At 62.2% G+C, this 14,664-nt stretch carries 14 protein-coding genes; 6 read left to right on the top strand and 8 right to left on the bottom strand.

The features are described from left to right. Positions 1–92: 92 nt before the first annotated feature. The 3 genes from ABWI03_RS11130 to ABWI03_RS11140 form a co-directional block, all read right to left on the bottom strand. Positions 93–2,006: an alkyl/aryl-sulfatase gene (locus tag ABWI03_RS11130; RefSeq protein WP_298779607.1), complete on the bottom strand. Its 1,914-nt coding sequence runs from the start codon at positions 2,004–2,006 to the stop codon at positions 93–95. A gap of 99 nt (positions 2,007–2,105) precedes the next feature. Further along, the gene (locus ABWI03_RS11135) at positions 2,106–2,669 is read right to left on the bottom strand and encodes a TetR/AcrR family transcriptional regulator (RefSeq protein WP_298779604.1); all 564 of its coding nucleotides are present in this window, start codon (positions 2,667–2,669) and stop codon (positions 2,106–2,108) included. Beyond that, positions 2,666–3,901, bottom strand: coding sequence for a cytochrome P450 (locus ABWI03_RS11140; protein WP_298779601.1), 1,236 nt, complete (start codon positions 3,899–3,901; stop codon positions 2,666–2,668). The genes ABWI03_RS11135 and ABWI03_RS11140 overlap by 4 nt, the downstream gene beginning before the upstream one ends. A gap of 113 nt (positions 3,902–4,014) precedes the next feature. Between ABWI03_RS11140 and ABWI03_RS11145 the strand changes: the two genes are divergently transcribed. Next, positions 4,015–4,854, top strand: coding sequence for a glycosyltransferase family 92 protein (locus ABWI03_RS11145; RefSeq protein WP_298779753.1), 840 nt, complete (start codon positions 4,015–4,017; stop codon positions 4,852–4,854). A 109-nt stretch (positions 4,855–4,963) separates the two neighbouring features. On the opposite strand, the gene ABWI03_RS11150 is transcribed toward ABWI03_RS11145, so the two are convergent. Continuing rightward, positions 4,964–5,119, bottom strand: a complete 156-nt coding sequence (locus ABWI03_RS11150; protein WP_298779598.1) for a hypothetical protein — start codon at positions 5,117–5,119, stop codon at positions 4,964–4,966. 205 nt (positions 5,120–5,324) lie between these two features. On the opposite strand from ABWI03_RS11150, the gene ABWI03_RS11155 reads away from it, so the two are divergent. Next, positions 5,325–6,086: an SDR family NAD(P)-dependent oxidoreductase gene (locus ABWI03_RS11155; RefSeq protein ID WP_298779595.1), complete on the top strand. Its 762-nt coding sequence runs from the start codon at positions 5,325–5,327 to the stop codon at positions 6,084–6,086. Here ABWI03_RS11155 and ABWI03_RS11160 read toward each other — a convergent pair. Continuing rightward, positions 6,068–6,205: a hypothetical protein gene (locus ABWI03_RS11160; RefSeq protein WP_185564881.1), complete on the bottom strand. Its 138-nt coding sequence runs from the start codon at positions 6,203–6,205 to the stop codon at positions 6,068–6,070. The two genes, ABWI03_RS11155 and ABWI03_RS11160, sit on opposite strands and share 19 nt — an antisense overlap. A 221-nt stretch (positions 6,206–6,426) precedes the next feature. Here ABWI03_RS11160 and ABWI03_RS11165 point away from each other — a divergent pair, with 221 nt between their 5' ends. Continuing rightward, on the top strand, positions 6,427–7,371 hold the full coding sequence (locus tag ABWI03_RS11165) for an alpha/beta fold hydrolase (RefSeq protein WP_095971357.1): 945 nt from the start codon (positions 6,427–6,429) through the stop codon (positions 7,369–7,371). Here ABWI03_RS11165 and ABWI03_RS11170 read toward each other — a convergent pair. Further along, positions 7,361–8,365, bottom strand: coding sequence for an AsnC family transcriptional regulator (locus ABWI03_RS11170; protein ID WP_298779592.1), 1,005 nt, complete (start codon positions 8,363–8,365; stop codon positions 7,361–7,363). The two genes, ABWI03_RS11165 and ABWI03_RS11170, sit on opposite strands and share 11 nt — an antisense overlap. A 70-nt stretch (positions 8,366–8,435) precedes the next feature. On the opposite strand from ABWI03_RS11170, the gene ABWI03_RS11175 reads away from it, so the two are divergent. From ABWI03_RS11175 to ABWI03_RS11185, 3 genes are all read left to right on the top strand, one after another. After that, positions 8,436–9,593 (top strand): amidohydrolase, encoded by a 1,158-nt coding sequence (locus ABWI03_RS11175; RefSeq protein WP_298779589.1) that lies wholly within the window; start codon positions 8,436–8,438, stop codon positions 9,591–9,593. Positions 9,594–9,736: 143 nt separating this feature from the next. Next, the gene (locus ABWI03_RS11180; protein ID WP_298779586.1) at positions 9,737–10,510 is read left to right on the top strand and encodes a VOC family protein; all 774 of its coding nucleotides are present in this window, start codon (positions 9,737–9,739) and stop codon (positions 10,508–10,510) included. 135 nt (positions 10,511–10,645) lie between these two features. Further along, on the top strand, positions 10,646–11,800 hold the full coding sequence (locus ABWI03_RS11185; RefSeq protein WP_095971360.1) for an alkaline phosphatase family protein: 1,155 nt from the start codon (positions 10,646–10,648) through the stop codon (positions 11,798–11,800). Here ABWI03_RS11185 and murJ read toward each other — a convergent pair. Both murJ and ABWI03_RS11195 read right to left on the bottom strand, forming a co-directional pair. Then, positions 11,786–13,414: a murein biosynthesis integral membrane protein MurJ gene (murJ, locus tag ABWI03_RS11190; RefSeq protein WP_298779582.1), complete on the bottom strand. Its 1,629-nt coding sequence runs from the start codon at positions 13,412–13,414 to the stop codon at positions 11,786–11,788. The genes ABWI03_RS11185 and murJ overlap by 15 nt on opposite strands. Before the next feature lie 97 nt (positions 13,415–13,511). Next, positions 13,512–14,540 carry a beta-ketoacyl-ACP synthase III gene (locus ABWI03_RS11195; RefSeq protein ID WP_298779579.1) on the bottom strand — a complete coding sequence of 343 codons (1,029 nt, stop codon included), beginning with the start codon at positions 14,538–14,540 and terminating at the stop codon, positions 13,512–13,514. Positions 14,541–14,664: the final 124 nt, after the last annotated feature.

Consider the following 14,664-nt stretch of genomic DNA (forward strand, 5'->3'; position numbering starts at 1 on the left):
GGCGTGACTCTGCACACCTGTCACGGCGTGACTCTGCACACCTGTCACGGCGTGACTCTGCACACCTGTCACGGCGTGACTCTGCACACCTGTCACGGCGTGACGATATCGAACCACAGATCGAAGTCCTCCAGCAGCGAGATGAACGTCTCCAGTTCAGACTGGTCTCCCACAGCTTTTGCCGTTCCGGCCTTGATGGATTCGGTGAGCGAGGTCGTTCCCAGATAAACCTCGTTGAACACGGCACGGGTCAAGGTCAGAGTCAGGGCGGCCGAAGCGTCTGCCTTGTCCGTGTCGTAGTTCAGCACGCCGTTGCGCACTGTGACCAGGACGTTGTCCGCAGTGTCCGACAACACGAATCGCAACGACAGGTCGACGTCGGCAGCTTTGGGACCGTCGAGGCGAACTGCCCAGAAGTCCAGCATCTGCTCGAGTGGCATCACCGCGACAACGGCCGGGCCGGTGGGGTTGTTGGACGGCATCGGCGCCAGCGGATGCCGCAGTTCCATCGCTCCGACCAGGTAGAAGTTGCGCCACGTACCGTTCTCGGCTTGGTAGCCGAGTTGTTCGTACGTGTCCGCCAACAACTCTCGCGCTTTCTGGTTACTCGGATCGGCGAACACCAGATGGTTCACCAGCTCCGCTGCCCAGCGGTAGTCGCCGTCGTCGAACGCCTGCTTACCCTTGGTCAGAAGCGCGTCCGGCCCGCCGACGGCTTCGACGTAGCGTTTGCCGTTCTCCACCGGCGGATGAGGATTCAGGTGAGCGGGAACGCCGTCGAACCAACCGAGATAGAAGGTGTAGATCGCTTTGACGTTGTGGCTGAGCGAGCCGTAGTACCCGCGGTTGTACCACTGCTTTCCGATGGCGTCGGGAACCTCGATCTGGTCGGCAATCTCTACCGGTGTCAGCCCCTTGTTGGCAAGGCGCAACGTCTGGTCGTGGAGATACTTGTACAGGTCTGCCTGATCCGACATGAGCTTCAATATCTTGTCGTTGCCCCACGTAGGCCAATGATGCTGCGCGAAAATGATTTCGACGTCGGGGAACAGCTCCATCGCCAGGCGGACGTAGTGCGACCAGGCCTTGGCATCGCGAGTCTTGGCGCCGCGCAACGTGTACAGATTGTGCATCGTGTGCGTGACGTCCTCAGCTGAACCGAGCGCTTTGAAATCAGGCAGGTAGAACAGCATTTCGGACGGAGCTTCGGTTCCCGGAGCAAGCATGAAGGTCACTCGCACGCCGTCGATCACTTCTTCGTGTACCGGTTCGGTAATGATGTCGGTCGGCACGGCGAACGTCGACGTGCCGTGCGAGGTGGACAATCCGAGACCACCGGATACCTGCCCCTGTGGACCCGGGCGCAGGAACGATCCGTACATGTACATTCCGCGACGGGTCATCGCCGTGCCGGCAAGTACGTTCTCGGAAATCGCTTCCTCCGTGAAACTGTCCGGTGCATAGACTTTGACGGCACCGGACTCGATCTCTTCGTCGGTGACAAATCCTTTGACTCCGCCGAAGTGATCGCCGTGGGAGTGCGTGAAGATGATTGCCTTGACCGGAACTTTGGGGCGGTGCTGGTAGTACAGCTCCAGCGCAAGAGCGGCTGTTTCCGCGGACATCAGGGTGTCACCGATGATCAACCCGGTATCACCCTCGATGATCGTGGTGTTCGACAAGTCCTGTCCGATCACCTGGTACAGACGATCGGCGAGCTTGAAGAGACCGCCGCCCTTTCCCATCAAGGTGGCTTGGCGCCACAGACTCGGGTTGACGGTGTCCGGAGCGTCGCCGTCGGCGAATCCGTAAGCGTCGTACGAGAAGATGAACTGCCCTTTGTCACCCTTGACCAACCCACCGTCGATGAGCGGCGCCACCAGACCTCGTGAAATCAACTCGAAGTCGAGAGTGTCGTCGAAAGGGAGGTCACGGAGAACCTGGGCATTTGCCAGGCGAGTCGCTTCGGTTGCGGGCTTGGGGTCGAGTTCGGACGGTGTAGTCATCTTCTCTTACGCTCCTCGGGAACTCGCGGTGACCTGTGTCGGGATACCGGTTCATCCTCGATCCCCACGCAGGCTTCGCGCATCACCCGGAAGGGATGATCAGGTGGTCCGCCCAGCGATCAACAACGCAGCGACGAACTCACGGACCAACGTCCGCTCGTCGTTCTCGTCCGCCCCCGGCACCATGAGCAGCGAGAGGATCACTCGCACGATCCAGCGTGCGCGCGACGCTGCGTCTGCGCCGATTTCACCGAGCATCGCGACGCCCAGTCCGTTGATGACGTCGGATGAATTGGCAAGTTCACCGGCAAGACTCGCATCGCCCGGGGTGAACCATGCAGCCAGCGTCGGAGTGTTGCGCACCGCGGATACTGCAGTGAGCATTGCCGTTTCGAGACGTTCGCTCGGATCATCGATGGTCGCCACCGATTCCGCGATCGCAGTTCCCAACCTGCGCGCTTCGCGGTGAACGAACGCGATGTGAAGAGCCTGGCGATTCTCGAAATACCGATACAGGGTGGCCCGGGAACATCCTGCAGCAGAGGCTATCTCCGCCATACCGACAGCGTTGACGCCTTTCTCGACGAACAATTGTGCCGCGCTGTCGAGGATCTTCTCGGCTGCCGCCAAGGCGCGACCCTCACCGAGCCAGTCGTTGCTCACGGCCGAGTCACAGACATCGGAGCCGTGAGGGGACGGCGCACGTAGTTGCCCGGCGCGTACTGCATCGCGTCGATGTCGACATGGAAGTCGGGGATCCGGAAAAGCAACTCTTCCAACGCAACTCGTGCCTGCATTCGAGCTGCCGATGCTCCCAGACAATGGTGGGCGCCATGACTGAAAGTGAGAATTTTCTGCGGTCGACGCACGACGTTCAACTCCGCCGCGTCAGGTCCGTACTTGTCAGGATCACGATTGGCCGCACCGTACATGAGCAGAACTTTACGTCCCGCCGGAATCACTTTGCCACCCAAGGCCACATCTCTCGTCGTCGTTCGCGCCAAACCTTGGACAGGTGAGGTGAGTCGAAGCAGTTCTTCGACCGCGTCGGCAATCAATGCAGGATCATCCAGCAGGATCTGACGCTGGTCGAGCCGCTCGGTCAACATAGCCACCGATCCGCCCAACATTCCTGTTGTCGTGTCGTTTCCCCCGGCCACCATGGTGAAGGCGAAGCCGAGAATCGACAACAGGCCGGACATGTCGCCGTCTTCACCGAGTCCAGCGGCGAGTAGATGGGAAATCGTGTCGTCGCCCGGCTCGACCTTGCGGCGTTCGATCAGCGAAGCGAAGTACATCATCAACTCGCCGGTGGCGGCCTGCGCCGTCGTCGCTGCTGCGGCCACACCACCGGCCGAGTTGGCAGCAACAATGGCCTCGGTCCAGCCGTCGAACTGATCCCGGTCCGCTTCCGGCACACCCAGATAGTGCGCGACAACCATCGACGGCAACGGCTTGAAGAGCTCGACGACGATATCGCCGCTGCCTCGCGCTTTCAACGCCTCGACACGTTCGACGACAAAGTCGCGGACCATCGGCTCGACCGCCGAGACCTGACGCGGCGTGAAACCCTTCGACACCATGCGCCGGAACTCCGACTGCACGGGCGGATCCTGCATCACGAACGGCGGATTGTCCTGCATCCCGATCTGTTCGAGTTCACCGTAGACAGTGGTCAATCCCTTTGCCGACGAGTACGTCTCGTAATCACGAGCGGCGTTGTAGACGTCTTCGTGACGGGTGAGCACCCAGTAGTCGTCCTGCGGCGAGGCTTCCGGCACCACGTTGTGCACCGGGTCGTTCTCGCGCAATGCGTCGTACATGGCCCACGGTGAACGCCAGGACTCCCCGGCGGAAGGAACGAACCGTGGCGAATGTGACACAGAGGTTGTCATGACTCGACTATGAGACATATTGATAGATGTGTCAACGTTCGACGATGAATATTTCTGCGATCAATATCGAGTAACCCACCTCCACGCAGAGCACTATCGTGTGTCGAGTGATCATGGATCCGAAGAACCACCCGAACAGTTCTGACACCGGACGCCGCGCCGTGGTTGCGGTCCTACTCCCCCGCGAGCACCTCCCTTTCATCAGGGACTGGTGCCTGCACCACATCGAGCAGGGCTGGGAGGTTGTTCTCTACGACAACACCGGTTCCGTCGGGTCCACCCGCAAGACAAGCGCATTCAGTCTCAATCGCTGGCACGGCCGCAGCGAGGACAAAAGAGGCAACTCCTACGGCGCCTTCACACGATCGATGTCGGACACCGAAGTTCAGGTCGCATTCCGCAAAGAACTGCACGACCTTCCGGTGACGATCGTCGACTGGCAACCGCGCGACGCGGACGGCCGGATCGTGCACGGGCAGGTAGAGGCCTACGTCGACTACGTAGGTCGATACCGCGACACTGTCGAGTGGGCAGCATTCATCGACGCCGACGAATACCTCGAGCACGCACCAGGATTGAACTGGGAGGTTCTACTTGGCGGCGTTACTCGGGCGGGTTCGCACCGCGTCGTTCTCGATGCCCTGGTCTACGAATCCAGGTGGACGCGCGACGGGCAACTGCGAGACGTCGAGACATTGAAATGCCTTGGCCTGCAAAGCCACGGCTGCAAGAACATCGTGAGATTGTCGGAGATTCTGCGAGCAGACGTCCACTGGGCCTGGAAGACAACCGAACCCGACACCTTCGTGCGGCCGGACAGATCGCTCTACTACTTCCGCCACTATCGCGGCTCGGAAGCGACACTCGACTTCACGCTGGCGCCGAACTTCGGGCCTCAGGTCCACGAAGAAGGCGTGGATGTTCCGGCGACAATCGACCTATCACAAAAATGAATGTGCCTGCAAGGCACAGGTATTCAGATGGAGAAAAACCTCCGGCCCGCATCCATGAAGGCAATGCCTTCAGAATGCGGGCCGGAGGCGGTCAATCCGCTTCAGCGAATCACTTAGGCTGCGAGCTTCCTGCGCCACCGATTGCGCCGAGAAGACCAGCAACTGCGCCGATGCCGACGAGAACGCCGCCCAGGCCTGCAATGATCTTCTGGAAGTCGCCGAGAGTTGCGAGGTCCGTCTTGCTGCTGCCAGTGGTGAATGCCATGTCTAGCTCCTCATCATGGAATGTGTACGCGGTCCGCGCGCCCGGTATGTAACGGCGCTCACAATATACGTAAGACAGCCGAAATTTGAAGCGGTGCCGCTGAGTGGGACGTAACTCACATCTCATCCAGCGGGAACCCACGAGTAACAATGCGCGATTCGGACAACGCTTCGGGAACCGTTGAATGACGAGCAGGAGAACAGCAGTGGGCAAGTTGGATGGAAAAGTGGCCCTGATCACTGGCGCAGGGCAAGGTGTCGGTCAGGGAGTCGCGTTGGCACTCGCCAACGAAGGCGCTCACATCGCGGTCGCGGGTCGCACCGAATCGAAACTCGTCGTCACATGTAACGAGATCACCGAACGCGGCGGTCGTGCCGAGCCGGTGCTCATGGATATCGCCGACGCGGATTCCATCACCGCCGCCGTGGCGCGGACGGTGGAACTGTTCGGCGGCGTCGACATCCTGATCAACAACGCCAGCCTCAACCCACTCGGCAACATCCTCGACATCACTCCGGAGCGCCTTGCCGACGGATTGACTTCCGGTCCCGTCGCGACGCTGCGAACAATGCAAGCCTGCTACCCGTTCATGAAGGAGCGCGGCGGCGGGGCGATCATCAACATGGTCAGTTCCGTGGCCGTCCGCTGGGATGCTGCCGGCTACGGCGGATACGCGGCGGTGAAGGAGTCCGTCCGAGCCCTCAGTCGCGCGGCAGCGTGCGAATGGGGCGTCGACGGGATCCGCGTCAACGCGGTCGCTCCACACGCGTCGTCACCGGGGTTACAGCGTTGGGCAGATGCGCGTCCGGAAGAGGCTGCCGCTTTTGTTGCCGGGATTCCGCTCCGCAGGATCGGGGACTGCGAGACGGACATCGGCACCGCGGTGGCTTTCCTGGTCGGCCCGGATGCCGCTTATCTGACGGGAGCAACAATTCCGCTCGACGGCGGTCAGTCGCGCTGGGGCTGAGATGTGTCGTCGTCGAAGGCAAGCACCGCCGACTTGTCTTCGGCGATCGGGCGGCCGAAAACGAAACCGACCAGAACGGATGCCAAAACCAACGCGGTCAGCACTATGAGCCCGACCATCCACCACATGGTTTTCAGTATGCCCGAACAGCCATCGGCCGGGCATGCCACGGGTCCCTTGAAAAATCGCGAACCTTCCGCGAAAAGTGTTTGACATCAGTCGAATTCCGTTTCGGCCGTTTTGCGAATTTCGCGAAATTCCGTGATCGAGCGCACAGTTTCGAATCTCGAACTGCGACGAGAGCGTGACTGGAACCGCGCCTCGGTGCATCCTGACAGGTATGGAATCCGCTGTTTCGACCCAACTCGCCACCGGTAGCACCCTCACGCACCCGTGGGGCGGGACGAGCAACATCACCGATCTCGGTGGAGATGTTCACTGGATCGACTTCGGTGGCCCCAGCGGAGCGCCGCCCATCGTGCTCGTCCACGGGCTTGGCGGCTCGCACCTGAACTGGGTGCGGGTGGCACCGGCGCTGGCGGCGCGCACGCGCGTGTACGCACTGGACCTCGCCGGATTCGGACTCACTTCTGCCCGGGGGCGGCACACCGGCGTCGACGCCAACGCAGCACTCCTGAATCGTTTTCTCGACACAGTGGTCGGTGAACCCGCCGTCCTGTTCGGCAATTCCATGGGCGGAATGGTCTCGGCAATGTCGACCCATGCCAGTCCCGAATCGGTCGCCGGCCTGGTCCTGGTGGATCCGGCGCTCCCCCTGCCCGTCCAACTTCCCGACCTGACCGTCGCCGCACAATTTGCGCTCTACTCGATGCCGTACGTCGGAGAGCAGGTTCTCGGCTTCGGACGTCGGAAGATGTCAGACCGGCAGTTGGCCGCTCAGATGACCAGATTGTGTTTTGCCGATCCGACGCGAGCCGATCCCGCAGTCCTCGACGCGGGCGCCGCCTTGACGGCGATTCGCCGCAACGAACCCACCCAGGATGCAGAATTCCTCCAGGCAGCACGGTCATTGTTGATGACGCTCGCCCGTCCGGCTTCGTATCGAAAGACCCTGCGAGAGATCACGACTCCGACGCTCCTGATGCACGGCGACCGCGACCGGTTGGTCCCGGTCGAGGCTGCACGGGCAGCTGCTACCGCACATCCACACTGGACCACCATCATTCTCGGCGACACCGGCCACACCCCACAATTGGAGATTCCGGACGAGTTCACCCGTCATGCGCTCGCGTGGCTCGATCGCACGGGGCTGATCACGAGCTGACCCGTACCGGCACCACGCCCGTTGAACGGCCTTGCCGATCGAGCAAGTGCCCCATCAACTTCGGCGTATCGAGGACGATTCGGCGATCGACTATCTCCAATGACGGCGTACGTGCTGCGATGTCTGCTTCCACCGCGGCGGCACTCGACAGCGTCGGGAACCATCCGGCGAAGATGACGTTGGCCGGCCCGGCCACCGTCGCCACCAATCTGATGTCCGAGAGAGTTCGAAGTATGCGGGCGGAGTTCTCCGCGACGGAACTACGCGCGAAGTAGAGGGCATGAACCGGCCGACCACTCGCGAATCGTGCGACCTCGCAACGCAGAAGAGTGTGCTGCGACAGCGCGGTATTCAGGCGTCGACGAGCGGATGTCGCGCTGATTCCCAAGGCAGCGGCCAACTCGGTGATGGAAATACGAGGCTGCGCGCTCAAGACGTCGACGACTTCGGCGGTGCTCGCTTCGAGTGTGTACCGGCGTCCCAATTGCGGTGGCGTGATCCCGGATTCACGCAAACGTCGTACTCCGTCGGGTTCGAGAGCGCCGAGACGCCACCGACTCCCCTCGGTGAAAACGCGTGTCACAGGTAGGACGATGACGTCTGTGACGCCGGCCAGAGAGTAGAGGTCGTCGAGCACGTAGTGGGCCAGCGAATCGTGACCGGCGAAGAGGGCTTCCAGCATCACGTTGCATCTGCCCGAATGCACGTTGACGCTCAGGACGTGTGCGTGGGTGATCACCTCCGAGACGATCGCGGAGAGCCGGCCTGGTTCACATCGAAGTTCGACGAACGCAAGTACCGAGCTGGGATCGACCGCCGGATAAGCCGCTATCCACGCTGTGCCCGATTCGGTCAGTGCAGTCCATCGCCTCGCTGCCGTCACAGGGTCTATGCCGACCACCGACCCGATCAATGCCCACGGTGCCCGAGGTTGAACCTGCATGGCATGAATGATTCGCAGATCAATTTCGTCCAAGAGCGTCGAATCGTGCATGAGATAGCACGATAGTTGACTGATCCTGCAAACAGGACTGCAAATTCCAGTGCCGCCGCAGTCTCGAAAAATGACGACGAGCACACCTTTCAAAGAGCGCGCAGCCAAGCACCTCGACACCATCACAGACGCGGCGCTGGGCCTCAGCCACGTGATTCACGACGATCCCGAGCTTGCCTTCGCCGAGTACAACGCGTCGGCGGCCGTGGCAACGATCCTCGAGGATGCCGGCTTCACCGTCGAACGCGGTCCGGCCGGACTGCCGACGGCAGTGTCCGCCACCTACGGAAGCGGCGAGCTGGTGATCGGACTCTTCGCCGAGTACGACGCCTTGCCGGGAATCGGGCATGCCTGTGGGCACAACATCATCACATCGTCCGCGGTGACCGCGGGATTGTTGCTCGCGCCTCTGGCTGATGAACTGGGCATCACCGTGGCAGTATTCGGAACCCCGGCCGAAGAGGGCGGCGGCGGAAAAGTAGTGATGGTCGAGCATGGAACTTTCGATTTCCTGCACTGCGCGATGATGGTTCACCCCGGTGCCGCAGATCTGCGAGCACCGAACATGCTTGCCATCTCCCACCTGGACGTCACCTACACCGGTGTCTCCGCCCACGCGTCGTTCGCAGTGGGCGCCGTCAACGCCGCCGACGCGTTCACGGTCGCCCAGGTCGGGATCGGCTTACTGCGGCAACACCTTCCGAAGGACGTGCAGGTACACGGATATGTCAGCGACGCGGGCGTAGCACCCAACGTCATCCCGGGCAGTTCACACGGGGCCTACGCGGTTCGAGCCGACACACTCGACGGCGTAGTAGCCGTCAAGCCCAAGGTGGAACGCTGCTTCACCGCCGGAGCGACCGCAACCGGCTGCGAAGTGACCATCACGGAACCTTCACCGGCGTACGGCGAATCCCGGTGGGACGCGGACATGAGCGCGCTCTACCAGAGGAACAGCGAAGCGCTCGGACGCGTTTTCTTCGAGTACGACGGTCCCGCAGCGGGATCCACCGACATGGGCAACGTCTCGCATCGTATTCCGACGATCCACCCGATCATCGGGATCGAATGCAACGGCGCAAGCAACCATCAGGCAGAGTTCACCCCCTACTGCCGCGCGGAAACCGGCGACAAGGCAGTGCTGGACGGCGCCCTCGCGCTCGCGTGGACTGCAATCGACTGCGCGAGCGATCCCGCGCTCCGCGCACGGTTGCTGAACCACAGGTGAACGCGAAACGGTCAAATACTCCAAAGCTCTCGAGCCCTGGGAATGTGTCGAGGTACACGCGTAGCGTGAGATTCGTGCCTTCCTCGGCCAAGCATTTCCGCGTCCCTTGCTTGTGTATCCGTTTCGGTTAAGGAGAGTTTCAGATGCCCGCACGCACAGCGCTCGACGGAACACCCTGTTGGATCGACCTCACCAGTTCCGACACCGAGATTGCCAAATCCTTCTACACCGACGTGTTCGGTTGGCAGGCCGACTCCAACGACGACCCGCAGTACGGCGGTTACGCGATCTTCAGCAAAGACGGGCAGCCCATCGCCGGGCTCGGGCCCCAGCAGGAGGGAAACCCGTACGGCAACGTCTGGACCACCTACATCTCCTCTACTGATGCGGCGGCGTCGGCGTCCAAAGCCGAAGCTGCCGGCGGAATGATCATGATGCCGTCGATGCAGGTCGGCCCCCAGGGCAGCATGGCGATCGTGGGCGATCCGGCCGGTGCCGTCGTCGGTATCTGGCAGGCAGATCAGCACAATGGCTTCGGTCTGGTGGGCGAGGCCGGAGCGCCGGTCTGGCACGAGACTTTGTCCAAGAACTACGCCGCGGTCCTGCCGTTCTACACCGACGTGTTCGGCTGGACTTACGAGTCCATCGGCGACAGCGACGAGTTCCGGTATTCACAAGCCAAACAGGGCGACACCGTCGTCGCCGGTCTGATGGATGCCAGCTCATTCCTCCCGGCAGAAGTCCCGTCGTTCTGGCAGGTGTACTTCGGGGCGGACGACACCGATGCTGCCGTCGCCAAGGTCGTCGAATTCGGCGGCAGCGTATTGCGTGATCCCGAGGACACGCCCTTCGGCCGTCTCGCGTCGGTTGCCGATCCACTCGGTGCCAAGTTCCAGATCTCCACGATCATGGAATGAATCTCTGCGCAGAGGCCGCCCCGGTCCGCGGTCTCTGCGCGCCGATCATCTGGAATGTCCGGATCTGACCGCACAGATTTGAACACTCGCCCAGAAGGTATGCAGTTTTCTCTGTCCAACGCCTAATCTCATGGGATGCCCGCCCCCGCACCTCTCCTCGATGTGTACTCCCAGCCGACTCTGTCGACGCTTGCGCCGTCGGTACTCGCTTCTCTCGGAGTAGGCGGCGAAGCAAACCGTCTCGATCTGAATCCCAGCAAGAAGACCGTAATTCTGCTGGTAGACGGGATGGGCGCGAACTTGCTCGCCCGCAACGCCGAACACGCACCATTCCTGAACTCACTCGTCGGAACGCCGATACGGGCAGGTTTCCCCACGACGACGGCCACCAGCATCGTCTCGCTGGGGACCGGGCTGCCCTCGGGAGCGCACGGAATCACCGGCTACCAGTCCTACGTCGAAGAAGCCGATTCGGTGTTCAACTGGCTGGGTTGGCACAGCGCCGGCAAGAAGGAATCTCAGACCGACTCCATCGTTCCGGAGACCCTGCAGCCGCAGGCCACGACCTTCGATCGCGCCGCGGCCGCCGGAATCACCGTCACCACCGTCGTTCCGTCCAAGTTCGACGGCAGCGGCCTCACTCGGGCGGGGATGCGCGGTGCCCAGTTTGCCGGAATCCAGGCATACGGAGACCTCCTCGCTCGCACCGTGGCGGCGTCGAAATCTGCCGAACGGACGTTCACGTACTGCTACATCAGCGAGATCGACGCACTCGGCCACGTCTACGGACCCGAGTCCGAGCCGTGGATCTTCCAACTGATGCTTGTCGATCGACTGGTCGAACAACTCGCAGCCGCTCTCGGTCCGGACGTGAGATTGCTGGTGACGGCAGACCACGGAATGGTCGACGTGCTGGACGAGAACAAGATCGACTTCGACAACACCCCGATGCTGTCCAAAGACGTACTCGCCCTTGCCGGCGAGCCCCGGTGCCGGCACATCCACACCAGAGAAGGCGCTGCACAAGATGTTGCGGACCGCTGGCGCGCCGAACTGGGTGACCGCATGTGGATCGGGACCAGATCCGAGGGCATCGTCGCGGGATTGTTCGGGCCCGCAGTACATTCCGAGTATCACGGCCGGATCGGCGATGTCATCGCCATTGCTTCCGGAGACGTGGCGGTCGTTCGTCGATCGGTCGAATCGGGACTGTCCGGTCTCCGTGGACAGCACGGCGCCCTGACCCCGGACGAACTGCTGGTACCGCTCCTGTCCTCAGGACAGCAGTAGGGCTCGCGCCCGGCGAATCTCGGGAACGCCGACGACCTTGCATGCGCCCAACAGGACGACGACACCTACGGCCGCACCCGCCGACAATGAAATAGCAGCAGCAAGCCTGGGCTCGGGGATTCGGTTCTGAACCGCCACCACCAAAGCGAGCGCACAACCTCCTGCCAGAACTGCCGCTGTCGAAATTCTCCCGACGGTCGCCTGCACCCGACGGAATCCCAACAGCCCGTATCGCTTTCGAAGCAGGACGTGACCGAGCACCGCTCCGCACACGTAGGAGAACGAGCCGGCCGCACAGACGGCCAGGATCAGCGTTTCGTCACTCGCCGACAATGACGCAAGAAGAACGAGCGCCGTCTTTGCAACTACCATCACCACGGCTATCACCGCGGGAGTGCGGGTATTGTTGTCGGCGTAGAACACTCGTAGCTGAAGCATGACCATCGCAAAGGGCACCAACCCGAATGCACTGACTGCCACGGCCGTCCCGATCAACCGGGCACTACTGCCGTCGACCCGGCCGAAAAAGATCAGGGTGGTCAACGAGGGGCCGAACACCATGAGAGCCACCGTGACCGGAATCAACGCCACCACCGAATACCGGGCTCCCCGGCCGAGATCGGATACGACGCCGACGTCGTCACCCGCAGCAACCGACCTGGCGATCCGCGGCATCAGCACCGTCAACAACGACACACCGAGAATGCCGTACGCCACTTGAAACAGCAGATCCGCGTGCGTGTACATCGAGTAGACGTGACGGGAGAGAGTGACCTTCATCGTCACCCACACACCGATCTGGCCGGCAACGACGTACACAAGTACCCAGCCGAGCAACGGCGCCCCGACGCGCACCGGGCGCCACGTGTGCGGCACGACCCGCACGCGAAGGCGCCACCGAAACCCGTTGCGGTGCAGCGCTCGAGCAACGACGGCGGTTTGCGCCACGATCCCGAGCAGAGTGCCGATACCGATCACCAGAACCTGCGCGGTGGTCATCGACTCGGGAGTCAGAGCCACCGGTCCCGGGATACACAGGAAGACCGCGACCGTCACCAGAAGGACGACGTTGTTGATCACCGGTGCCCAGGCCGGCGCGCCGAACACCGATCGAACGCTGAGCACAGCCGTCATCATCGCCGTGACGCCGTAGAAGAAGATCTCCGGAAGAAGCAAGTACGCGAAGAGCGTCGTGAGCTCTCGTTGAGCCGGATCATCGATCACGGCCGAGACCAGAGGCGGCGCGCACACCACGGCCACTACCGTCACGAGCGCAAGAGCCAGCGCTCCGACGGTGAGAACGCGCTGCATCTGCTCTCGTTCGAGCGTCTGCCCACGGCTCCGTTGCCGCGTCAGATACGGAAGCAGGACGCTGGCGAGAATCCCGCCGAGGAGGAGCTGATAGACCATGTTCGGGAAGCTGTTGGCCGCGTTGTACGCATCACTGACCAGGGCGATGCCCAGGACCGCGGCAAGGGCAAGGGTGCGGACGAAGCCGGTGATCCGACTGACCGTGCTGGCGAGCGCCACTTGCCCGCCCATCTTCGCCAAGCTGCCGCCCGTCACACCATTACGTTCGGACTCCCGTTCGGACTCCCCCACGTTCTCGACCATCTCGCCAGAGTGCCACATCGCAGACGTTCGACGATCCGGACGGAAACGGAAGGGCGCCCCGAACCGTGGGTTCGAGGCGCCCTTCCGTAAGGAACAATCAGGCGGATTCTGCTCCAGCCAACGGCGGCATGACGACAACCTGACCGGCAAAGGACAGACCCGCACCGAAGGCGAGAAGCAATGCCTTGTCGCCCGGCTTGCACTGGCCGTCGCGCAGCATCTGCTCCATGGCGAGCGGGATCGAGGCCGCGGACGTGTTGCCCGTCTCGGCGATGTCGTTGGAGACGGGGAAGCCCTCGGGCAGCTTCATGCTGCGAGCGATGACCTCGTTGATGCGCTGGTTTGCCTGGTGCGGCACAAAAGCGTCGATGTCCTCGATGCCCAGCCCCGACTTCTCCAGGGTGCGAGTGGCGACCTTGCCCATCTCGAAGGCAGCCCAGCGGAACACCGCGGTACCGGCCATCTTGATCCACGGCCGAGGTCCGGTCGGGTGCTTGGTGTAGTCGAGCCAGCTGGGCTCCTGAACGATGGCGTCGGACTGGCTGCCGTCCGAACCCCACTCGACCGGGCCGATTCCGACGGTATCGCTCGGGCCGACGACAACTGCGCCTGCGCCGTCACCGAAGATGAAGCGAACGCTGCGATCGGTGGGCTCGGTGGCCTCGCTCATCAACTCGACGCCGACGACGAGTACGTGATCAACCGTTCCGCCGCGAACGAGGTCGCTGGCCACCGCGAGGGCGGTACAGAAACCGGCGCAGCCTGCCGCGACGTCGAACGCCGCCGGGCCCTTGATACCGAGTTCGTGGGCGACGATGGATGCGGCCTGGGGAGTCTGCAGGTCCCACGTCGACGTCGCGATGATCACGGCGCCGATCTGCTCGGGTGCAATGCCGCTGACGTCCAGTGCTTTACGGGCCGCGCTGATCGACATCGCGAGGATGCCTTCACCCTCGCCGGAGAACCGGCGCGACTTGATACCCGATCGCGTCTGGATCCACTCGTCGGTGGAATCGATCAGCTCGCAGATCTCGTCGTTGGTCACGACTCGCTCCGGGCGGTGAACGCCGAGCCCGAGAAGGACGGACTGCCGACCTCCGGCCACACTGGCAATCGGCTTACCCATTGATCGATCTCCTCGTTGGTTTCTGGTGATGACGCGCATTCGACATCACACGTTACGTACAGGACATAAGCCCCTGCCTCTCAGGTCACCGTTCGATCACGGCAACAACATGAGGCTGGCTCAC

It is taken from the genome of Rhodococcus baikonurensis (assembly GCF_040489275.1).
Lineage (GTDB): Bacteria > Actinomycetota > Actinomycetes > Mycobacteriales > Mycobacteriaceae > Rhodococcus_F > Rhodococcus_F baikonurensis.